The organism is Amaricoccus sp. (genome assembly GCF_047602525.1).
Classification (GTDB): domain Bacteria; phylum Pseudomonadota; class Alphaproteobacteria; order Rhodobacterales; family Rhodobacteraceae; genus Amaricoccus.
On the sequence record NZ_JASGHB010000001.1, the window covers coordinates 2,005,657 to 2,026,483 of the forward strand.

General features: G+C 67.9%; 23 protein-coding genes. All 23 read right to left on the reverse strand.

Features of this window, described 5'->3' with window-relative positions:
• Window positions 1-7: 7 nt before the first annotated feature.
• The 23 genes from QM699_RS10410 to QM699_RS10520 all read right to left on the reverse strand — a co-directional run bounded on the left by QM699_RS10410 (window position 8) and on the right by QM699_RS10520 (window position 20,740).
• Window positions 8-724, reverse strand: coding sequence for a DUF2793 domain-containing protein (locus tag QM699_RS10410; RefSeq protein WP_415011059.1), 717 nt, complete (start codon window positions 722-724; stop codon window positions 8-10).
• Window positions 717-4,586: a baseplate multidomain protein megatron gene (locus QM699_RS10415; RefSeq protein ID WP_415011060.1), complete on the reverse strand. Its 3,870-nt coding sequence runs from the start codon at window positions 4,584-4,586 to the stop codon at window positions 717-719. Before QM699_RS10415 ends, QM699_RS10410 begins: the two co-directional genes overlap by 8 nt.
• Window positions 4,586-5,044 (reverse strand): NlpC/P60 family protein, encoded by a 459-nt coding sequence (locus tag QM699_RS10420; RefSeq protein ID WP_415011061.1) that lies wholly within the window; start codon window positions 5,042-5,044, stop codon window positions 4,586-4,588. Before QM699_RS10420 ends, QM699_RS10415 begins: the two co-directional genes overlap by 1 nt.
• Window positions 5,019-5,909 carry a DUF2163 domain-containing protein gene (locus QM699_RS10425; RefSeq protein WP_415011062.1) on the reverse strand — a complete coding sequence of 297 codons (891 nt, stop codon included), beginning with the start codon at window positions 5,907-5,909 and terminating at the stop codon, window positions 5,019-5,021. Before QM699_RS10425 ends, QM699_RS10420 begins: the two co-directional genes overlap by 26 nt.
• Window positions 5,909-6,541, reverse strand: coding sequence for a TIGR02217 family protein (locus QM699_RS10430; protein WP_415011063.1), 633 nt, complete (start codon window positions 6,539-6,541; stop codon window positions 5,909-5,911). The genes QM699_RS10425 and QM699_RS10430 overlap by 1 nt, the downstream gene beginning before the upstream one ends.
• A 12-nt stretch (window positions 6,542-6,553) precedes the next feature.
• Window positions 6,554-7,222, reverse strand: a complete 669-nt coding sequence (locus tag QM699_RS10435) for a phage tail tape measure protein (protein ID WP_415011064.1) — start codon at window positions 7,220-7,222, stop codon at window positions 6,554-6,556.
• Between the two features lie 14 nt (window positions 7,223-7,236).
• The gene (locus QM699_RS10440) at window positions 7,237-7,428 is read right to left on the reverse strand and encodes a phage tail assembly chaperone (RefSeq protein ID WP_415011065.1); all 192 of its coding nucleotides are present in this window, start codon (window positions 7,426-7,428) and stop codon (window positions 7,237-7,239) included.
• Complete coding sequence (locus QM699_RS10445) at window positions 7,425-7,721, reverse strand: gene transfer agent family protein (protein ID WP_415011066.1); 297 nt, start codon at window positions 7,719-7,721, stop codon at window positions 7,425-7,427. The genes QM699_RS10440 and QM699_RS10445 overlap by 4 nt, the downstream gene beginning before the upstream one ends.
• A gap of 26 nt (window positions 7,722-7,747) precedes the next feature.
• Complete coding sequence (locus tag QM699_RS10450; RefSeq protein ID WP_415011067.1) at window positions 7,748-8,158, reverse strand: phage major tail protein, TP901-1 family; 411 nt, start codon at window positions 8,156-8,158, stop codon at window positions 7,748-7,750.
• A gap of 19 nt (window positions 8,159-8,177) precedes the next feature.
• A complete protein-coding gene (locus QM699_RS10455) occupies window positions 8,178-8,600 on the reverse strand; it encodes a DUF3168 domain-containing protein (protein ID WP_415011068.1) in 423 nt (140 codons plus the stop codon).
• On the reverse strand, window positions 8,597-8,920 hold the full coding sequence (locus QM699_RS10460; RefSeq protein ID WP_415012735.1) for a head-tail adaptor protein: 324 nt from the start codon (window positions 8,918-8,920) through the stop codon (window positions 8,597-8,599). The genes QM699_RS10455 and QM699_RS10460 overlap by 4 nt, the downstream gene beginning before the upstream one ends.
• A gap of 5 nt (window positions 8,921-8,925) precedes the next feature.
• Window positions 8,926-9,522 (reverse strand): head-tail connector protein, encoded by a 597-nt coding sequence (locus tag QM699_RS10465; RefSeq protein ID WP_415011069.1) that lies wholly within the window; start codon window positions 9,520-9,522, stop codon window positions 8,926-8,928.
• Window positions 9,523-9,709: 187 nt separating this feature from the next.
• On the reverse strand, window positions 9,710-10,900 hold the full coding sequence (locus tag QM699_RS10470) for a phage major capsid protein (protein WP_415011070.1): 1,191 nt from the start codon (window positions 10,898-10,900) through the stop codon (window positions 9,710-9,712).
• A gap of 32 nt (window positions 10,901-10,932) precedes the next feature.
• The gene (locus QM699_RS10475; RefSeq protein WP_415011071.1) at window positions 10,933-11,493 is read right to left on the reverse strand and encodes an HK97 family phage prohead protease; all 561 of its coding nucleotides are present in this window, start codon (window positions 11,491-11,493) and stop codon (window positions 10,933-10,935) included.
• Window positions 11,494-11,509: 16 nt separating this feature from the next.
• Entirely contained in the window at window positions 11,510-11,752 is a 243-nt protein-coding gene (locus QM699_RS10480) for a GTA head formation protein, RCAP_rcc01685 family (protein WP_415011072.1), read from the reverse strand.
• Window positions 11,753-11,755: 3 nt separating this feature from the next.
• Window positions 11,756-12,943: a phage portal protein gene (locus QM699_RS10485; RefSeq protein ID WP_415011073.1), complete on the reverse strand. Its 1,188-nt coding sequence runs from the start codon at window positions 12,941-12,943 to the stop codon at window positions 11,756-11,758.
• An 89-nt stretch (window positions 12,944-13,032) separates the two neighbouring features.
• Entirely contained in the window at window positions 13,033-14,340 is a 1,308-nt protein-coding gene (locus QM699_RS10490; RefSeq protein WP_415011074.1) for a DNA-packaging protein, read from the reverse strand.
• The gene (locus QM699_RS10495) at window positions 14,327-14,617 is read right to left on the reverse strand and encodes a hypothetical protein (protein WP_415011075.1); all 291 of its coding nucleotides are present in this window, start codon (window positions 14,615-14,617) and stop codon (window positions 14,327-14,329) included. The genes QM699_RS10490 and QM699_RS10495 overlap by 14 nt, the downstream gene beginning before the upstream one ends.
• Before the next feature lie 515 nt (window positions 14,618-15,132).
• Window positions 15,133-16,497, reverse strand: a complete 1,365-nt coding sequence (locus tag QM699_RS10500; RefSeq protein ID WP_415012736.1) for a glutamine synthetase family protein — start codon at window positions 16,495-16,497, stop codon at window positions 15,133-15,135.
• Between the two features lie 27 nt (window positions 16,498-16,524).
• Entirely contained in the window at window positions 16,525-17,490 is a 966-nt protein-coding gene (speB, locus tag QM699_RS10505) for an agmatinase (RefSeq protein WP_415012737.1), read from the reverse strand.
• Between the two features lies 1 nt (window position 17,491).
• Window positions 17,492-18,292, reverse strand: coding sequence for an ABC transporter permease subunit (locus tag QM699_RS10510; protein ID WP_415011076.1), 801 nt, complete (start codon window positions 18,290-18,292; stop codon window positions 17,492-17,494).
• Window positions 18,293-18,617: 325 nt separating this feature from the next.
• Window positions 18,618-19,532 (reverse strand): ABC transporter permease subunit, encoded by a 915-nt coding sequence (locus QM699_RS10515; RefSeq protein ID WP_415012738.1) that lies wholly within the window; start codon window positions 19,530-19,532, stop codon window positions 18,618-18,620.
• A gap of 11 nt (window positions 19,533-19,543) precedes the next feature.
• Entirely contained in the window at window positions 19,544-20,740 is a 1,197-nt protein-coding gene (locus QM699_RS10520) for an ABC transporter ATP-binding protein (protein WP_415011077.1), read from the reverse strand.
• Window positions 20,741-20,827: the final 87 nt, after the last annotated feature.

The following is a 20,827-nucleotide window of genomic DNA, read 5'->3' on the forward strand; positions in this document are numbered from 1 at the left end:
TGCCAGCTCAAACGGCGCGCGGCGGAGAGATCTCGACAAGATGAACCGCGAGCCGAACCGTGCCAGACGAGAAGGTGCCTCCTTCGGCGGACAAGAGCAGAGGCGTTGCGGCGTAGTACGTGACGGGTGATCCGCTGAGCCCTGCGAGGTATGCGTTACGTGCCAGTCCAAGTCCCGACCCATATCGATTGTCCGATCCAGCAACGCCTATGCGCCACCCGGTGAGCGCCGTCCCGGTAAGCGCTGCCTCCACGCGGCTGGAAATCCCAAGGACCTGCGCACCCGCGGGAATGAGCACCGTTGTGAGGTTGGTTGCGCCCGCCGCGATCTGATGGTCGAACTCCAGCACGCGGGCGACAATACGAGCGCCGCCGGCCGAAACAGCCAGAGCATTCGGAACCCACGCCGTTCCATCGTAGAGCTGCCACCCCGACAAACCCACGTCCCATGCCCGCCATCCATGCCGCGGCTCCAGGAACGTCCACCCGCCGTTGCTCCAGACCGCGACGGAATCCGCTTGGTCTACCCAGGCACCCGTCGCACCCGCGGGGACAATGTAGGCGTCTCCACCCGTCGCCCCGTCCGGCGGCGTGCTCGTGTTAGAGCCGTTCACCCGAAGCTGCGTAACCGTGTCGAGGATTGCGAGGGCTTGATTGACCGTGACATGCTTCTGCGCCTGTGCCGGCATCACGAGCGGAAGCGAGAGCTGGGCGGTGCTAGGCATTCAGGAGCATCCTCTGGAATGGTCCCACCCCGAAGCGGGACGAAATCTGTGCGACGGAGAACGCTGTTGCTCTACGCCCGTCGCTTGCCTGGTCGGCCGACGAATAGATGAACTCGGGGGAGTCCACCGTCTCCTCTCGAAGGACCGTCTCGTCGTCGAGAAGTCGCACGAGGTACTGCTCCCGCTCCTCTCCGAGCGGCACGTCGAGCCCGAGCCAGCTATCGCCGTCGATCCGCGTCCGGCGCACCCAGCGAAGACGGAGCCCGACACCAGACAGTTGCAGCGTGCTCAGATGCGTCGGCGCATAGGGACGCAATCCGACGCCCGAGAAGGCCTCAACGAGATGAACATAGCTCGGATCGTCGTAGCTCCGCTTCGCGGGCCCGATGCGATAGTGGCGCTCCACGCCGCGCATCGACGATGGGACAACGAGCTGGCCAATCGCCTCGTCCAGCGCGACGAAGCTCGTCCCGGCGGGCCATGCCTCGGGGATCAGCCAGTCGGTTCCAGCCTGCCCGCGCAACAGCCCGCCGAGTTTGTAGACCTGCGGCGAAATCAACGTGGCCGTCCGGAACTGCAGGACCTCCCAGTCGCCCGACTCGCCGTTTCTCAGCGCCGCTGCATTCGCTCCTCCAAGCACGTCGGCCTCCTCTCGGCTCTGCAGGCTCCCGACAAGCAGACGGACGCGCACTTCGCACGGCATCCAGAGCCCCGGCTGCCCGGCGGAAAGAGGGTCGAGCAGCGTGCCGATGGTGGCCGGCCGCCGCACGTCCCGCTCAAACGCATAGCCCGCGTCGCTCTTCGCCGAGAAAACCGCGACGGGGCCGGCCCAGGGCGACCGGGAGACCGCAAGGTGGGGCGAGACCGGGTCCTCGTCTCCGCGCAGCAACGGCAGGTCAAGGAAGGTTGCCGTGACAGGCAGCGGCGGCGCCACGTAGACCTGACGCTCGATCCGCGTCGCACTGAGCGATCGAGCACCCGCGTCCTCGATCCTGTCAATACGAAAGCGGTGCTCCGCCTCCCCGCTCCGTACAGCGACCACATCGCCAAGGGTGAGGCCAAGTGCGGATGGAGGCAGCGCACAGCTCAGCCCATCTCGGGCAACCCGTCCTTCGCTCAGGATCCGTGCGGCCAGCGCCCCCGCCTCATCCTCCCGCATCACGAGGGAGATTGAGGTCTGCTCGGATCTCGGCTCACCGGCCTCCGGCGCAAGCGCCGAAGCGGCGCCTGTCTGGTACTCATTGTCAGCTCGAACGTAACCGACCGTCACTCGATCAGCAGTCTCGACCGTCGGAGCGCGACTGAACGATACCACCGGCTGGCCGTCAATCGCCACGCAGGTGTCGGCAGAGATGCTGCGCGCGACTTCGCGACCGCGGCTCGCAAAGGTCATCGACTCGCCAACCGCAAAGCTGTCGAACCCATGAGCGACGATGAGCGGCTGCAGGCTCTGGCGACCGCTTTCGACTGCCTCGATCAGATAGCCCGTCACCGCCCCGTAGAGACGCGACACATCGATCGCGTCGACGCCCGACCGGGCACAGATTTCGGCCACGACTTCTGGCAGACTGGACGCGCTCGCTCGACCATTGAGCCAATGCCCGCAGGTGTAGTTGTCGCCATCTACCCACGTCTCGAGCCGATCGGGAAAATCTGGCCAAGGGCGCGCATCCCAGGCCCAGACGTGCGCGCGCGACATGTCGACCATGCGGCCCGAGTAGACGCTCGAAACAGGATTGTGCGCAGCATCGGCCCAATGCCGAAACGTCGCCTGCAGATAGGCGCGCTGAACGAGGTCGTCCCGTGCTCCCGACGAGTAGTACGGGAAATAGCTTTCCGAGGACTTGGGGTCGTGGAAGACGTTGGGTTGGTTCGTACCCTTATCGACGGCAGGACACCCGAGTTCCGTGAACCAGATCGGCTTCGACTTCGGGACCCAGGTCGTTGCCGACGCAGACCGGACGCCGCCAACCCGATCATGATGCGGCAGGGACCACCAGCTCACCAGGTCCTTGTAGCGGAAAACCCAGTCTTCGCCGTAAGCGCCATCGACGATGGGCGTCCTCAGCTGATCGTCGCGGGCATCGGCGTCCGCATAGTACCAATCGAAGCCTTCGCCGCCCGCGACGTTCTCTCCAAGGTAGTCGAGATTGTAGATTGCGCCCGCGCTCGCATCTGCGTGGGTGTCACCGTCTCTCCAATCCGAGAGGGGCATGTAGTTGTCGATGCCGACGAAATCCACGTCATCGGACGACCACAGCAAATCCAGATTGAACAGCACATCACCGGATCCGTCGGCCGGCTGATGGCCGAAGTATTCCGACCAGTCGGCAGCATATCCGATTTTCGTCCCCGCGCCGAGGATCGTCCGGACGTCCGCAGCAAGGGTGCGAAGGGCCTCGACCGCCGGATACGCGTTCGCCGACCGCCGGATCTGCGTGAGCCCGCGCATCTCGCTGCCGATGCAGAATGCCTCCACGCCCCCTGCCACAGCGCACAGGTGCGCGTAGTGCAGGATGAATCGGCGATAGGACCATTCCTCCGGCCCGCTGTAGCGCACCGTGTCTTCCTGCTGGAGGAAATCACTGACCCGCGCCTTGCCGAAGAATGCCTCCACTTCAGCCGCCGCCGCGGACGTCTTGTCAGAGCTTCCAGCAGTCCCCGGAGCGCGAGCCAGAGTGATCCGGCCGCGCCACGGCACGGCGGCTTGGCTTTCCGCACCTGTCCAGGGATCTCGCAAACCGTTCCCTGCCTGGATATCCATCAGGATGAACGGGTAGAACATCACGCTCAGCCCCTGCTCGCGCAGATGAGCAATCGCCTGCAAAATCGATTGGTCGGATGGCGTTCCGCCGAAGATCGGCCGACCGTCGACGAGACTGACAGTTCGCGCTTCGTCACGAGTTTGCCCACCCACGACCCAGGGCATCGGATCGCCTTCTTCCCCACCCTGCTCGACAGCTGGTGCAAGCTGACAGCGATCACAGCGCAGGTCGGTGCCGAACCAGGTGGCAACCAGCGAGACCGACTCGACCGACGGAAGCTCGGCAGTCAACTGCGCCGTCGACGCCAGCAGGTCCGGCACACCCATGTCGTTGTGCACGTTGGCGACAGAGCTATCGGGCTTGCCGCGTCGCAGATACACCGGCTCGGTCGCGAGCGCATACTCGCCCGTGCCGGGCACGAGAGCGACGCCACGAATGTCCAGAGCCGGCGAGCGCACGCCGCCGTCGACCGCTTCCGGCGGCCGGCGGAAAACCTCGAAATTGAACTGCGGGATTCGACTGCCATAGGGAGTCAGGTCCAGGTTCTCGATGACCACATACGCGGTCCCCCGGTACGCGGGAGCAAGGCCCTGCCCTTCGATCGCTTCAATCAGCGGATCGGGCTGCTGATCCTCCGTGCCCGGGTGCAGCCGGATGGTCATTCCAGACTGGTCGACAGGCTGCCCGTCCGCCCAGATCCGCCCGATCCGCGACAGCACGCCTTCCGACAGAGCGATGCCAAGGCTGATCGAATAAGTGTACTGCCGGACGCTGGCGCCGCCGCCCTTGCCGCCGACGCTCTCCGTGCTCACGTGCTCGAGAAACCTGCTCGACCAGATGATCTGGCCGGCGATGCGATTGCGACCAAAGACCCGCGGCAGGGCAGTGCCCTCGCTGGACCCCATCACCCGGAACTGGTCGACGTGTCCGGTTTCCACCGGAGCGGACCCGCCGCCGAGGATTCGCTGATCTATTGCCGAGCCGAGCAGCGCCCCAGCCGCCTTCCCGACTGCCATCGCCCCGAGGCCGGCGACCGAGCCGCCGACGGCGCCGCCGCCGAGAGCGGAACCCGCCGCAGCGAGAACAAGCGTCGCCATCAGACACTCCTGTCAGGAAATCGGAATACGCCCGCGATCCGCCTCGACCAGGCCGGAGTCAGCGTCGACTCCACGACGCCGCAGCCGGAATACGCATGCACCATGGTCAGCGCTCCGGCGGCAGTCGAGGCGAGGATCCCGACGTGCTTTGCCACGCCAGTGTCGCGCATGCGCAGCACCAGGACATCGCCCGGTCGCATCTCCGCGCGCGCCACCTCGACGAGATTGCGCCGCGCGGCGTCGAGCAGATCCTCGCTTCGACCGGGCTCGGACCAGTCGGCGGTGTAGCTCGGAACGCGCTCGGGTTCCGGCCCGAGCGTCTCGCGCCACACGCCCCTCAGCAGGCCGAGACAGTCCGTTCCCGCACCGCGGCAACTGGCTTGATGCCGGTACGGCGTCCCGATCCACTGCCGAGCTTCGGCGACGATCGCATCAGCTTTGCTGGCTTGATCCGTCATTGATTGCTCCGTCGGTCGGATAGGCAGTGACCCAGTCATCGCCGGGAAGGTGCGGGAACCCTCGGAAATTCAGAAAGTTGCCGAACTTGCTCCGACACGTCGTCGCGGTTTTGTCGCAGCCTGCGACCACCCGGAAACGATCCCCGACGGCCACCGCACGTCCGGGCGCCTGCCACGGCCAGAGCTCGCGACCCGCCGCCACCGTCCGGTCAAGCTTGACCGCTTGCCGCTCGCCGGCATTCTCGCCCGTGATCCAGGTCAGGATGCCGTGCGTGAACCAGCCGTCCGCAAACGCCTCGAGCCCCGTGGCAAGCAGCGCTCCCCAGGTTCCGCCGCCAAGGACCACCCCTTCGCCCGTGAACCCCGGCGCGCTTGCATCGAACGCGCAGCGTGCATCGCCGAGCGAGCGATCGCACGTCCGCAGGATCGAACGACCGACCGGCGAATTCAGCGGCTCGGCCAAGCCACGCAATTCCACCTCGAAGGCATGATCCTGGCGTTTGATCTCGCCGAAGGTGCCCGCGAACATGAGCACCCGAAGGTCGGGCCGCTCCCAGTCTACCAGCCAGTGCCGAATGCGCGCGCCGTCATAACGCCCGGCAAGCACGTCGGCCTCGCCGATCGCGGCATCGCTCAGCGCACCCGTCGCCTGGGCGTTGTCGACGCTGAGCCCGGTCGCGGACTGCAACGCGCTGGCGTTCATCCCTGTGCCCGCGCGAAAGGTCAGCCCGTCAAAGGTGACGTCAGCATCATGGTCGGTGAAGCCGAGTGCCGTGCCGTCACGACGATCCACCCGCCAGCACCGGCAGATCCGCGTCGCCCCGCCATCCAGCCGTGCCTGAAGCTCGGAGTTGATCTCGCGCATCAGACCCGAAGCTCCACGACCGGGACAGAGGGGACGTCGCCCGCGGCAAAACCGGCCAGACTCGTCGTAATCCGGTCGGTGTCGAAGCGAACCGGGACGTCGAACTCGTAGCCCGCGGTCACGACAACCCCCGCCTTCGGCGCAACCGTGAGCGTCACCGCGCCCGAGGTCGCGTCGACGAGATACCCCTCGCCCTCGGCCAGCTCGACACCACCAATCGCGATCCGCACGCTGCCGGCGACCGGCTTGGCGATCGGGCGGACGTAGGACTGTTCGCCCGAGGCATAGGCCTTCCGCAACCCGAAGCTCCGCGCGGTGCCATCCCCGCTTCCGAGCACCTGGTCGAAAGCCCCGACGGGGGCCGAAGGAAGGCACGACTTGAAGTCCGTCCAGTCCTTCCAACGAAACCCGTGCAGCTGCCCGTGCCGCGCCTCGAAGAACGCAATCACCTCCGCCAGGTCGTCCAGAGAGCGCACTCCAAGACCGGCATCGTAGCGCCGACGCGAATGCGCCCAGGGCGAATTCCGTTCCTCGAACCCGTTGTTCAGGGCAACGATCTCCGTCCGCCGCTCCGGCCCACCGCTCGAACCGACCGACAGCGCCGCCGGAAACCGAACCTCATGAAAGCTCATGTCCGCCTCCGCTCAGAGGTTGCGCCGACCGCGCTGGATCGCGCGGCTCATCTCCGCCGCGATCTGCGTCTGCGACCGCTGAAAGCCCGCGGCGTCGGGCGTCGAGATGTTCATCGTGACGTGAACCGCGCCGCCGGAACCCCCGGCGCCGCGCACGCCCAGCTTCCCGTCCGCACCGCGTGCCAGCGGCATGATCGCTTCCGGCCCCGCCTCACCCATCAGCCCAAGTCCGCCGCGTGTCGGAAAGTGCGTCGGCCCGTCCACAACGCCGCCGCGGGCAAAAGCCGCCACGCGCCCGCCCGAAAACGCCGCGCCCTTGGCAAATGGAAGGAACCCGCTCAGGAGCGAAGAAATCCCGCCACCGACCGCCGAATTCATCGCGCTCTGTATCGGCTGGAGCGCCGAGGTCAGCACCGAGGACGACAGGCTCCTGCCCACACTTGCAAGCGCGTCCGACAGGCGTTCGCCATCGAACATTACGCCCTCAAAGGCCTTGCGGATCGAGGTCGTCACCGACGTCGACATCCCGGTCGCCTCGCGACCGGCCGACTTCATGCTGCCCTGCACGCCGTCAAGCTCGCGCTGGAAAGCGCCCGTTACGCCACCCAGCCCGGACAGCGCGCTCTGCAGCCCGAGAAACTGTCCCTCGATCTGCGTCAGGTCGTCGTCGAATTCCGCCATCGCGCGCTCCCTCCTTAGTTTCGTCCCTCGTCGGGGAACCGTGCCGCCAAGTCCGCGAACGTCGCACGCGTCATCGACCGCGGCCCCTCATCCTCGCCGGCAAGCAGCATCAGCTCCGCCGGCGTCAGGTCCCAGAACACCTCGGGCGTCAGCCCGAGGCGGAGGAGGCCGAAACGCATCAGCCCAGCCCAGGCGATCCGCCTCATGTCGCGTCGCCCGGCAGCGAGAAGGTCAGCTTCAGCAACCGAGCCGCAGCCTGCGCCGCAGCCAGCGGACCGCCCTCGATGTCGGCGCCGGCCAGGTCCCGCTCCGCGATCCGCCAACCGCCGCCGTTCAGCCCGGCGCAGAGCAGCGAGATCAGATCGCCCACCCGAAACGCGCCGGTCTCGAAGCGCTCGATCAACGCGACCAGCGACTCCGTCCCCAGCCGCGCCTCGAGCCCCGCAAGCGCCGCCAGCGTCAGGCGCATCACCCGCGCCTTGCCATCGACGACGATCACGACCTCTCCGCGCCAGGGATTGCCCATCAGATCGCCGAGAAGCTCAGCGCACCGGCCGACGACAAGGCAATCTCGTAGACCGCCTCCCCATCGTGCTGGCCGGAGTACTCGAGCGAGGTGATCTGGAACGGCCCCTCGACTACGCCGAAGTCCGGCACGATCACCTGTGCCCGCGGCGTCTCGCCGGCGAAGAACAGCGCCCGCGCCCGCTCGTCGGTCGCCCCGTCACGAAAGACGCCCGACCCGCTGATCGCTGCACTCCGCACGCCGGCGCCGGCAAGAAGCTCGCGCCACTGCCCCTCGCTTCCGAGGTTCGTAACATCCACGGTATCCGCGTTGAAGGTGAGCCGCGTGGCCCGAAGGCCCGCAACGGTCTCGAACGCTCCGCTCCCCATATCGAGCTTCAGGAGCAGATCCTTGCCTCTCTGGGCTGCCATCGTCTCGTCCTCTCCGAAATCAGTCCGCCGCATCCACGACGGCGCGGAAGCGCATCGAAATCTTTCTCTTCTCGGGCCCCGGGCCACGTTCCGCGCCCGCGCGCAGGAAGCGCAGGGCCACGAGCCGGCCGGCCTCGATCGTCAGCGGCGCGTCGACGAGAGCGGCGCAGACGGCCGCCGCAATCCGCTTTGCGGTGTCGAAGCCGTCCCGCGCCGAGTGCACCGTCACCGTGAAGTCGTGAATCGCGCCCACGCTGGTGTTGGTGTCATTCGCTCGGACGCTCTCCTCGCCGAGCGTCACGTAGTCCCGCGCCGCGCCCTCGGGGCCCGGCTTCAGAGGACCATCGTGGATTGCGCTCCCGACCAGACTCGACAACGCGGCATCCGCGGCCAGCCGCTCATAGACACGGGCCTGCAGGCCCGCCCCGAACAGGTAGCTCATTGCGCAAGCCCTTCCGCGGCCAGGATCTCCAGGAAGCGCTCGTCCCGATCCGCGACGGTCAGGATCTCGAAGGCCCGAAGACCCTCGCGAAACCGCTGGTCCGGCCGCGGCCGCGACGGCGCCCCGACCGGCGCCGAGCGCACGACGATCTGGTAGATCACCCGGGCGCGCGGCTGTTCGCCGACGAAGGTCTCGCTGGCCGAGCGCGGCCGCACGTCCGCCCAGATCGACCCGAGCGCCCGCCACTCGACGGCGTAGCCCCCGGCGCCGTCCGGCGCGGTGATGCGCTCCTCCAGCACCAGCTGCCGCGACAGCGCCACGACGCTCAAGATGCGCCCCCGATCCGCGTTGCGCGATAGGCCTCGATCAGCACCAGCACACCGAACGGCATCGACCCGCCCTGCGCGGTAGCCTCGGCCCGGTTCGCGTAGTAGTGCGCCGCCAGCAGGAAGGCGGCCTGCCTCAGGTCCGCGGGAACTTCGTCCCAGGTCGCGCCAAAGCCCGCGACCAGCCGCACCGTCGCGGTGCCACCGCGCGGGATGCGCGGCAGGCTGCGGCCGAACCGCCCGACCAGCCGGGGCCGCTGCGTGTCGCGCAACACCGACCACGCCACCGGATCGACAGCCGTCTCCGTGCCGTCGGCGTCGGTGAGCGCGACGCTCTCGATCGACCGGACGGGCGCCACCGGCAGCGCCTGGCTCGAGTCCTCGCGCCAGCGTTCCACCGTCCAGACGAAGCTGCGCGCCAGCAGGACGCGCGCCAGCCGCGCCTCGATCGCCGCAAGAGCCGCGCGAAGGTAGAGCTCGAGCACCGCATCCTGCGAGCCGTCGTCGGCAAAGCCGGTTCCGAGCCGCAAGTGCTCGGCAAACGCCCGCACCGGCAGCGTCGCCGCCGGCACGGCAGCGACTTCGGTCAAGATCATCGCTCACTCCTGCTGTTCGCCCTGCGGCGGAACCGGGGGTCGGACGCGCGGCTGCCTCGACGCCCGACGAAAACTCGAGAAACACACCCCCGCACCGCCCGAGCGGAGGGAGGAGCAGCAAACTGGAAAGGTACGGGGGTGTGCCCACCGGCCCCGGTCGCCCGGAGCCGGATCCCTGTCGCCGGCCTCAGGCCGTCGCGAACTTGAGGAGCTTGATCGCCGCGAAGTCGGACACGTCGCCGCCGATCCGCTTGGTCGCGTAGAACAGCACGTGCGGCTTCGCCGAGAACGGATCGCGCAGGATGCGCAGGTCCGGACGCTCCGCCACGGTGTAGCCGGCGCGGAAGTCGCCGAAGGCGATGGCAAAGGCGTCCGCCGCGATGTCCGGCATGTCCTCGGCGATCAGCACCGGATAGCCCATGAGCCGCGCCGGCTCGCCGGCGGCGAGGCCGTCGGACCACAGGAAGCGCCCGTCGGCATCCTTCATCTTCCGAACGGCGCCGGCGGTCTTCGAGTTCATCACGAAGCTCGCGTTCGCCCGATAGCGCGCACCCAGCGCATAGACCAGGTCGACGACCGCATCGGCCGGCTCGGTCGCGTTGAAATCGCCAGCCGCGCCGGTCGGCACGTAGCCGAGCGAGCCCCAGGCGAAGAGATCGTTGTCGATCTTGGGATAGTTCAGGAAGCCCGTCGGCTTGTCGACGCCGTCACCCTTGACGAAGGCCTCGGCCTCGGCGCGGCTGAACTTGTCGGCGATGCGCTGCGCCAGCCAGCCCTCGACGTCGAACGCCGAGTCGTCGAGCAGCCGCTGGCTGGCCTTCGGCAGCGCCGAGAGCTCGTGCAGCGGGATCGAGATGCGATCGACCTGCGGCGTGCCGGTCTCGGCGGCGGAGGTGGTCTCCGTCGCCCAGCCCGAACCGATGTCGGTGTGGTCGACCAGCACATCGAAGGCGCTGGCCTCGACCGTCACCACGTTCGCAATGGTGCGGATCGAGGCCGACGAGCGCAGCACGCCGACGATCTCGGCCGCCGTCTGCGGATCGACGAGATATCCGCCGTCCGCCGCGACGGCGGTCGACATCGCCTTCTCCTCGACGGTCAGGCCGCGCAGCGCACCTTCGTCACCGGAGCGGAGATAGGCAGCAAACGCCTTCTTGTGCGGCGCATCCTCGGAGGCGCGGGCGAGCGGCGGGCGGGACATGGCAATGGATTTGCGGTCGAGCATGGCCAGACGGGTTTCCTGTTCCTTGAACTTCGCTTTCATTTCGGACTGAAAGGCGTTGAAATCGCCAAGGAAACTGGCAATGGCCGCCTTGACCTCGAGGGCGCCGTGACCGGCGATGGCGTTCGCCTCCGGCTTCGCGTCAGCTTTCTGCATCGATGACTTTCCTTGAGCTTCTAGATGGCGTTTCACGCCAGCATCTGCCTCGCCTCGCGGAAGCTCTCCGCCAGGGTCCGCGCCAGGTCGGGATCGAGGTCGAATGGTTCGGCCCCTACCCGCGCCTCGGGGAGCATCGGGAAGGTGACGAGCGACACCTCCCAGAGCTCGATCTCGTGCAGCAGCCGCCGCCCCCCGGCCGCCTTTTCCGACCGCACCGTGCGGTAGCCGATCGACAACCCGTCGATCGCCCCCGCATCGAGCAGCACATGCGCCTCGCGCCCGGCCTGCACGTCGAGGAGCAGCCGCCCCTTCACGTACAGGCCGCGTCCGTCCTCGCGCACCTCGTCCCACACCCCGATCGGTTTCGTCGGGTCATGCTGCCAGAGCATCTTCACGCCCGACCGCGCCGTCGCGAGCCGCTTCAGCGACGCCGCATAGGCACCCGCCTGCACCACATCACCGCCTTGGTCAGCCGCGCCGAACAGGCTCGCATAACCGGCGATCTCCGCGCCCTCCGTCAGCGCCAGAGCGCCGTCGAAGCTGCAGAACTTCGTCTCGAGCGGGCATGGCCCGCCACTCCGATAGCTCATCCCTTGAAACCTTCCCTCAGGACGCGGACATCGACAGCAACCCGTAGGCGATGTCGGCGAGGATCAGCGACGCGGCGCCATAGACCGCGAGCCAGATCCGCTTCTCCAGCCGGTCGAGCGAAACCTCGATCTGCAGGAGCCGCCGCTCGAGTTGCCCCCAGCGCTCTTCCTGGATGCGCTCATGCACCTCGATGCGCGCCGAATTCACATCGAATGGCTCATAGAGGAAGCGCGAGCCGCCGCCGCGAACCGCTGCCACCCATCACTCCCCCTGAAATTTCGGCAACCCGAGCAACTGCCGCTTCTCGGCGTCGCTCAGGAAGTCCGCATCGCTGATCCGCCGCCACAACGCTTCGCGCTCTTCCGCGAGCGCCGGCACGTTGTCGAAGTCGACCTTCAGCTGGAATGCCGTGCCGTAGAAGGCGGGCAACCAGCAGGACAGCGCCGCCAGCGTCTTCGCAACCAGCGGCAGCACCGTCAGGCGATAGAACGCCCGGTGCGCCTCGGAGTAGTTTGCATAGGTGTTGTCACCCGGCAGCCCGAGCAGCATCGGCGGCACGCCGAAGGCCAGCGCCACGTCGCGCGCCGCCGCCTCCTTGGTCTTCTGGAACTCCATGTCGCTCGGGCTGAACCCCATCGGCTTCCAGTCGAGCCCGCCCTCGAGCAGCATCGGCCGCCCGGCGTTGCGCGCACCCTGATGGTGCGTCTCCAGTTCCTCGACCAGCCGCGCGTACTGGTCGCTCGCGAGCGACCCCTGCCCGTCCACGCCGCGGTAGACGATGGCGCCGGACGGCCGTGCCGCGTTGTCGAGAAGCGCCTTGGACCAGGCGCTCGCCGAGTTGTGGACGTCGATCGCCGAGCCGGCCGCGGCCATCGGCGTCAGCCCGTAGTGGTCATCCTGCGGATGGAACGACTTGACGTGCAGCACCGGCACCCGCTCGGCCCGCATGTCGAAGACGTGCCGACGCCCGCCGGCGCTGTACTCGTAGGCCACCGGCCAGCCGTCGGAGCCCGGCACCACCTTCATCCGGTCCGAGCGCAGCACGTAGAGCTCCCTCGGCCCGCCGGACTCGACGATCCCCGCTGCCTCGAGATAGCCGTCCCCCGAGAGCAGCAGGTTGCCGTAGAGGCCTTCCATCAGCGCCGCGCCGCCCTGCCCGGGGTTGGGCGCAGCGAGCAGGTCGATCACCGGATGGATGTCGAACCGCCGGTCGGCGTCCTGCACCACCACCGGCACCGCCGCGGCCGCCTCGGCGATCACCTTGACGCAACGAAACGCCACGGGATTGCCCAGAAAGCCGACCCGGGTCAGCGTTCCCACGTCGCGCGACGACCAGGTCGCCCGCCCGGCGCCCTGAAATGCCACGACCGGCGAAGTCACCGCGGCGGCGGCCGAAGCCTTCCGCTCCGGCGGCTCCGCCTGCGCGGACCGGAATAGTCGCAACACCATTGGCTTGGCTCCTGATACCTGTGAAGGGTCGCGCTCGGAGGCTGTTCAAGCTCGCGAGAGCGACGCGTCCGAGCGCGCAAGACAGTCTGTCAGAGCGCCCGGATCCCCGGCGCCGCGTTCGCCCGAGCCGGCTCGATGATGAGTTCGGTCAGCGCCCAGACCAGGGCGTCCACCCGATCCGGACTGCCCTTCCCGAGGAAGCCCTTCACCGTCATGGCCGTCATCTGGTCCTCGAGTTCGCGGAACACGTGCCGATGCCGGACCCGTCCCTGCTCATAGAGCAGCGCCACGGGCTCGGCCCGGACCGCCTTGCCGCGCGTCGCCCGCACCGGCGCGACCCGAACCGAAGGATCGGTTCCCCGCACCATCGTCGTCACCATCTCGCCGCCCTGGTTCACCTCGGCGACCATCCGGTCGGCGCCGTACTCGTGATAGACCGCGATGGCGCGATCCACCCAGTCCTGCGGCGACGCCGGCAGGCTGTGGTCGGCGATCACCTCCGCGGTCCAGTGGTGCGGCGTTCCCTGCCGGCGCACACCCACGACGACGATGCCGCAGGTGTCGCCGCCCTTCGTCACCGAAGGGTCGACGGCCACCACCACCTGATCGGGCTCGCCCTCGAACGGCGCGCGCGCCGCCTCGATGGTGGCCCAGGTCCACAGCGCCCCGTCGATGTCATGCACGAATTCGCCGTCGAGTTCCTGACGCGCGAGGCGGCTGCCGGCATACCGCCCGAGCACCGTCTCGAGAAACCCCTTGGCCAGGTGCATCCGGTTGGCCGAGGTCGAGGCCCGCGTCAGCACCGTGCCCCGCGCCGCGACCAGCGATTGCAGGAACGGCGTCGTCCGAGGCGTAGTGGTCACGAGGGCCTGCGGCCGCTCGCCGAGCCGCAGGCCGAGCTGCAGCATGTCCCAGGCATCATCCGGCTTCTTCCACTTGCCCACCTCGTCGCACCAGGCGCAGTCGAACTGCGGCCCGCGCAGGCTCTCGGGGTTCGACGCGGAAAACACCTGCGCCACTGCCCCGTTCGGCCAGACGAGCCGCTTGCGGCTCGCCTGCCATTCCGGCCGCCGGTCAGGCGGCAAGCACGCGAGGATGCCTGATGGCCCGAAGACCATCACCTCGCGTGCGTCGTCGATCGTGTCGCCAATAAGGGCGACCCGGGACATTCGCCCCGGGTCGCCCGGCTTGCCCCCTTCGACCATCGCGCGGATCCATTCCGAACCCGCGCGGGTCTTGCCTGCCCCCCGGCCGCCCAGGATGACCCAGGTCGTCCAGTCTCCCTCGGGAGGCAGTTGGTGCCCCTCGAGCGCCCAGTGCTCGAAGAGCCAGGGCAACGAGAGGAGGGCATTCGGACTCAAGCCGTCGAGAAACGCCTCCAGCTCACCTTTCGGCAAGCCAGACAGCAAGTCTCTCAGCGATCTCTGTGCGTGCGGCGCCGAGGTCGAGCTCGCTCGCCCCGTCGGCCCACGCCTGCTTTCGCTTTCCAAAACTCGCCTCGAGATCAAGAACCGTCTGAAGGGCTTTCCGGTGAGAGGCGAGAGCGGACTCCACCTCCTTGCCGGCTTCCTTCGCGTCGCCGGCGGTCATGCCGGCGTCCGCTTTCAGTCTGGTAATCAACCCGCGCAACGCCACGGACAGATCACGGTACAACTCGAGGGACGTCTCCAGCATGCTGGCAGACGGTCCCCGGTCTGAGGCTGCGGTCGTCATGTAGAGTGAGAGTGCCCTGGCTGCTCCGCCCGGGTAGGAAAAGGAAAAGGCAGGCCACGTTGCCGCGCCTGCCGACCCACTTCTTCCAGCTTGCCTGACGTATACTTTGAGGCGAGCGCTGTGTCAACAGCTAAATCAATGCGTGCATCAAGATTGCTCCGACGAGCCGCCAGCCCCGCCCGAGCCCTACGGATTCAAGGTATTCATACAGGCAGAAACCCTATCGGGCAGGACGCAAGGGGCCCCGCAAAAGCCGGGAGAACGAAGACTCGCCGCGCAACGGCGCGGCTCCCGAGTGACGGGCCGCAACAGCGGCCTGTCGCGTAGCGCCGGACGAGCGGGAGCCCGTTCACGGGCTCCTCGAGGCCGGCGCTCCCCCTTCGCCATTCCAGCGGCCAGACGAGTTCACGCGCGAAGTCCCCCGGTTCCGCGCCCGCACCGCACTTCGCGGAGCTTCTCCGGGCGACTCGCCCTCCTCACACGTTCAGCAGCAGGTGCGCCCGCTCCCAGGGCGAGATCACCCGCAGGAAGGTCTCGACCTCGTCGCGCTTGATCGCCTTGTAGAGGTTGCAGAATTCGACGCCGAGCACGTCGGCGATCTCCGGGTCGCCCTGGAAAAGGTCAAGCGCGGCCAGCAGGTCGCGGGGCAACGCACGGGGCCGGTGATAGGCTTCGCCCGCCACAGCCTCGCGCGGGCGCAGGCTCGCCTTCATCCCGAGATAGCCGCAGGCGAGCGAGGCCGCGAGCGCGAGGTAGGGGTTGCAGTCCATGCCGACCACCCGATTCTCGATTCGCCGGGCGTGCGGCTCGGCGATCGGCACGCGCAGGCCGGTGGTACGGTTGTCCGGCCCCCACTCGAGGTTGATCGGCGCGGCACCGCCCGGGACATAGCGGCGATAGCTGTTCACGTAGGGCGCCAGCATGCAGACCACGGTCGGGATGTGCGCCTGCTGCCCGGCGAGGAATCCATAGAACGCATCGGTCGGCGCACCGTTCTCGTCGGAGAAGATGTTGCGGCCCGTAGCGGCGTCGACGACCGACTGGTGGATGTGCATGGCCGAGCCGGGCTCGTCCTGCATCGGCTTGGCCATGAAGGTGGCAAAGCAGTTGTTCCGAAGCGCCGCCTCGCGGATCGTCCGCTTGAAGAAGAACACCTGGTCGGCCAGCTTCACCGGGTCGCCGTGCAGCAGGTTGATCTCCACCTGCCCGGCGCCGCCCTCCTGAATGATCGTGTCGATCTCGAAGCCCTGCGCCTCGGCAAAGTCATAGATATCGTCGATCACCTTGCCGTATTCGTCGACGGCGCTCATCGAGTACGCCTGCCGGCTCACCATCTGCCGTCCCGTCCGGCCGACTGGCGGCTCGATCGGCTCGTTGGGGTTGAGGTTCGGCTTGATGAGATAGAACTCCATCTCCGGGGCCACCACCGGCTGCCACCCTTCGGCCTCGTAGAGCCGGACCACGCGCTTCAGTACGTTCCGCGGCGCCACCTCGATCGGCCGGCCGGACAGGTCCTCCGGGCTGTGGATCACCTGCAGCGTCACGTCATCGGCCCACGGGCTCGCGGTCGCGGCCTCGTAGTCCGGCTTCAGCACCATGTCTGACTCGGTCCACTGGTTGGCGATGTCCATGTCAACGTAGTCGCCGGCGATGGTCTGGTGAAAGACGGAGGTCGGCAGGAACATCCGGTCTTCGCGCATGAACTTCGCGAACGGCATGGCCTTGCCGCGCGAGATGCCGGCGATGTCGGCGATCACGCACTCCACCTCCTCGATGCGGCGGCCCGCAAGCCACTCGCGGAAGGTATCGGGCAGGCGGTCGACGAACTCGGCAGGGGAAATCGTCACGGCAGGGTATCCTCGGGTTGGTCAGAGCCGGCCCACCGCCTGCCCCGCGGCGCCGGCAGCGGCGGCAAGGACACAGAGCCAGTCGTGGGCAAGGTGGGCGGCGGCAAGCGCGGTGATCTCGGCATGGTCGAACGGGGGCGAGACCTCGACCAGATCCATGCCGACGAGCGAGAGGCCGGCGAGGCCCCGGACAAGCTCCAGCGCCTGCCACGAAGCGAGCCCGCCCGGCACGGGCGTGCCGGTGCCGGGCGCAAACGCGGGGTCGAGGCCGTCGATGTCGAACGAGAGATAGACCGGGGCGGACCCGGCCCGGCTGCGCACCACTTCGATCGCGGCGGCGATGCCGTGGCGATGGATCCACGGCGCGGTGAGGATCTCGAGGCCCATGGCGTCGTCGTGGTAGGTGCGGATGCCGACCTGGGTGGAGCGGCTGGCATCGACGATGCCCTCGCGGATCGCCCGGCCCATCATCGTGCCGTGGTCGATCCGTCCAGGGTCATCCGGCCAGAGATCGCCATGGGCATCGACCTGGACGAGCGCAAGGGGGCCGTACTTCGCCGCATGGGCGCGCAGCAGCGGCCAGGCAATGAAGTGGTCGCCGCCGAGCGACAGCAGGCGCGCGCCCGACGCGATCACTTCGGCGGCCGCCGCCTCGATCGCCGGCGCAACCGTCTCCGGATGATGCGGGTCGAGCAGCGCGTCGCCGCGGTCGACGATGGCGAGGCTTTCCAGCAGGTCGAAACCCCAGGGGAACGCCTTCAGCTCGGCAAGCTGCACCGAGGCGGCGCGGATCGCACGGGGACCAAGGCGGCAGCCGGGACGATAGGTGACGGAGGCATCGTAGGGGAAGCCCATCACCGCGACATCGACGCCATCGAGATCGCGGGAATAGCGGCGGCGCAGGAACGACAGCGCCCCGCCATAGGTCATCTCGGTCCAGTGCTCGGCATTGCCGCGGGCACGGAAGGCGCCGTCGCCCTCTCTCAGCTCAGGCACGGGAGGGTTTCCTTCGCATGACGGCAGACGCGACGAACACGCCAAGCGCGACGATGGCGATGATGATGGTCGCGAGCGCGTTGATGTCGGGGCTGACGCCGAGGCGGACCTTGGAGAAGATCACCATCGGCAACGTCGAGGCGCCGGGGCCGGTGACGAAGCTCGCAACCACCAGGTCGTCGAGCGACAGGGTGAAGGCGAGCAGCCATCCGGCGACGAGGGCGGGCGCGATCACCGGGACGGTGACGTCGAAGAACACGCGCACCGGCCGGGCACCGAGGTCCATCGCCGCCTCCTCGAGGCTCTGGTCCATGTCGGAGAGCCGGCTCTGCACCACGACGGTGACATAGGCCATGCAGAAGGTGGTGTGGGCGATGATGATCGTCGTCATGCCACGGCTGGCCGGCCAGCCGAAGAGCTGCTGCATCGCGACGAAGAGCAGGAGCAGCGACAGGCCGGTGATGACGTCGGGCATGACGAGGGGCGCGGCCGACATGCCGGTGAGAAGCGAGCGGCTGCGGAAGCGGCCGAACCGGACGAGCACATAGGCCGCGAGGGTGCCGAGGATCGTCGCGAGGGTGGCGGAGACGACAGCGACCTTCAGGCTGATCCAGGCGGCCCCGAGGATCTGGGTGTTCTGGAACAGCGCAACGTACCACTGGGTCGAGAAGCCGCTCCAGACCGTGGCGAGCTTGTTCTCGTTGAAGCTGAAGACGATCAGCGAGATGATCGGGGCGTAGAGGAAGACGAAGCCGGCGATGCAGAAGGCGAGCAGCAGGGTGGAGGCGCGCATCAGGCGGCCCTCCCGGGGGAGCGCCGCCCTCGGAGGGGCGAGACGCCCCCCACTCGAACGGCGCTTGTCGGTCGGCCGCCTTTGCGGCCTCCCTTCAACGGCAGCGGGCTTGCGCCCGCCGGGTTGATTTCATCCCCGCCTTTGCGGGGCCCCTGCGACTGCCCGATAGGGTCTCTGCCAGTATGAAAACCATGGGTGCGCGCGGCGGACGCGGGCGGAGTGCGGTGCCGGCCGCGGGAGCCGCAGCGGGAGACGGGGCGCGCGAGCGGGCTGATGGCCGGGGCGGGTGTGGCGGTCGCGAGTGTGGCGGTCGCGGGCTGGGCGGTCATTGCGCTTCCTCCCTGGCCTGGGCGCGGCGGAAGATCATGATCGGCACAACGAGGATCACCAGCATGGCGATCGCGACGGCCGAGGCGACCGGCCAGTCGCGGTTGGAGAAGAACTCGTTCCAGAGCACCCGGCCGATCATCAGCGTGTCGGGACCGCCGAGCAGCTCGGGGATGACGAACTCGCCGATCGCCGGGACGAAAACCAGCATGAAGCCCGCGACGACGCCCGGCATCGAGAGCGGCAGCGTCACGTGGAAGAAGGTGGCGACCGGCTTCGCCCCGAGGTCGGCCGAGGCCTCGAGCAGGCTCTCGTCGAGTTTCACGAGATTGGCGTAGAGCGGCAGGATCATGAACGGCAGGTAGGTGTAGACGATGCCGAGGTAGACCGCGAAGTTGGTCTGCAGCATCACGAGCGGCGTGTCGATGATGCCAGTCCAGAGCAGGAAGTTGTTGATGACGCCATTCGAGCGCAGGAAGCCCTGCCAAGCGTAGACACGCAGCAGGAACGACGTCCAGAACGGCAGGATCACCAGCATCAGCAGCACATTGCGCCGGCCTTCCGGGCTGCGGGCGATGTAGTAGGCGATCGGATAACCGACGAGAAGCGCGATCGCTGCGGAGACGAATGCGATCCTGAGCGACGAGAGGTAGGCGTTCACGTAGAGCGGATCGTCGAGGAGGAAGGTGAAGTTGCCGAAGTTCAGCGTGATGGTCGCCATGCCGTCTTCCCACTCGACGAGCGGCAGATAGGGCGGCAGCGCGATCGCCGACTGGCTGACCGAGAGCTTGGCGACGACGAGGAACGGGATCAGGAAGAAGACAACCAGCCAGACCACCGGCACCGCGATGACGAGGCCCCGGCCCGACAGGCCGAGTCGCGCGAGCAGGCGTCCGGTGCGGCCCCGCGACAGGGCGGCGGCGGTCATTGCGTCAGCACCACGCCCGCGGTGTCGTCCCACGACACCCAGGCGTCTTCGCCCCAGCCGATGGTGTCCTCCTCCCAGCGGGCGAGGTTCGCCTTGCTGGCGAGCAGATAGCGACCCCCCGGCAGCTTCAGGCGATAGACCGACAGATTGCCCATGTAGGCCACATCCTCGACGTGGACCGGGTAGGCGTTCCGCGCGTCCGGCTGGGCACGGGTGAGGCGCATCTTCTCCGGGCGCACCGCATACCAGAGCGTCTGGTCGAGGGTGCAGGAGACACCGTGACCGACGAAGATCTCTCCGAGCCCGCCGGTCTCTGCCGCCCCCGATCCCTCCCCCGCGGGCAGGTCGGCGACCGCGAGGCGGATGAAGTCGGGCTCGTCGTCGACGACCCGGCCCTCGAACAGGTTCACCGTGCCGACGAAGTCGGCGACGAAGCGCGAGCTCGGGTATTCGTAGATCTGTGGCGGCTCCCCGACCTGGACGATTCGACCGGCGTTCATCACCCCGATGCGGGTGGAGAGCGTCATCGCCTCCTCCTGGTCGTGGGTGACGACGATGAAGGTGACGCCCACCGTCTCCTGGATCTTCACCAGCTCGAACTGGGTTTCCTCACGGAGCTTCTTGTCGAGGGCGCCGAGCGGCTCGTCGAGGAGCAGGAGCTTCGGCTGCTTCACGAGCGAGCGGGCAAGGGCGACGCGCTGGCGCTGGCCACCCGAGAGCTGGTGCGGCTTGCGCCCCGCGAGGCCGGAGAGCTGCACCATCTTCAGCATCGCCGCCACGCGATCGCGCACCTCGTCCCTCGGCACGCCGTCGCGCTGCAGGCCGTAGGCGACATTCTTCTCCACGGTCATGTGGGGGAACAGCGCGTAGGACTGGAACATCATGTTGGTCGGGCGATCGTAGGGCGGGATGCCGGCCATGTCCTGGCCGTCGATCTCGATCCGGCCGGAGGTTGGTGTCTCGAAGCCGGCAAGCATGCGCAGCAGCGTGGACTTGCCGCAGCCCGAGCCGCCGAGCAGGCAGAACAACTCGCCCTTGTAGATGTCGAGGCTCACCTGATCGACGGCAGTGAAGTCGCCGAACTTCTTGGTGATGCGGTCGATGCGGACGAAGGGCCGATCGGTGCCCGTAGTCCAGGGCTTTGTTGCGCAGGCCGATTGGGCGGCGGTGGCCGCGGTCAGGGTGTCGGTCATGCGTGCTCCGCGGCTGGTTCCCAGAACGGAGCCGAGCTTACGAGCCCGGCCGCGCGCCTGTCCAGCCGCCTCGCGTCGCGAGCGGAC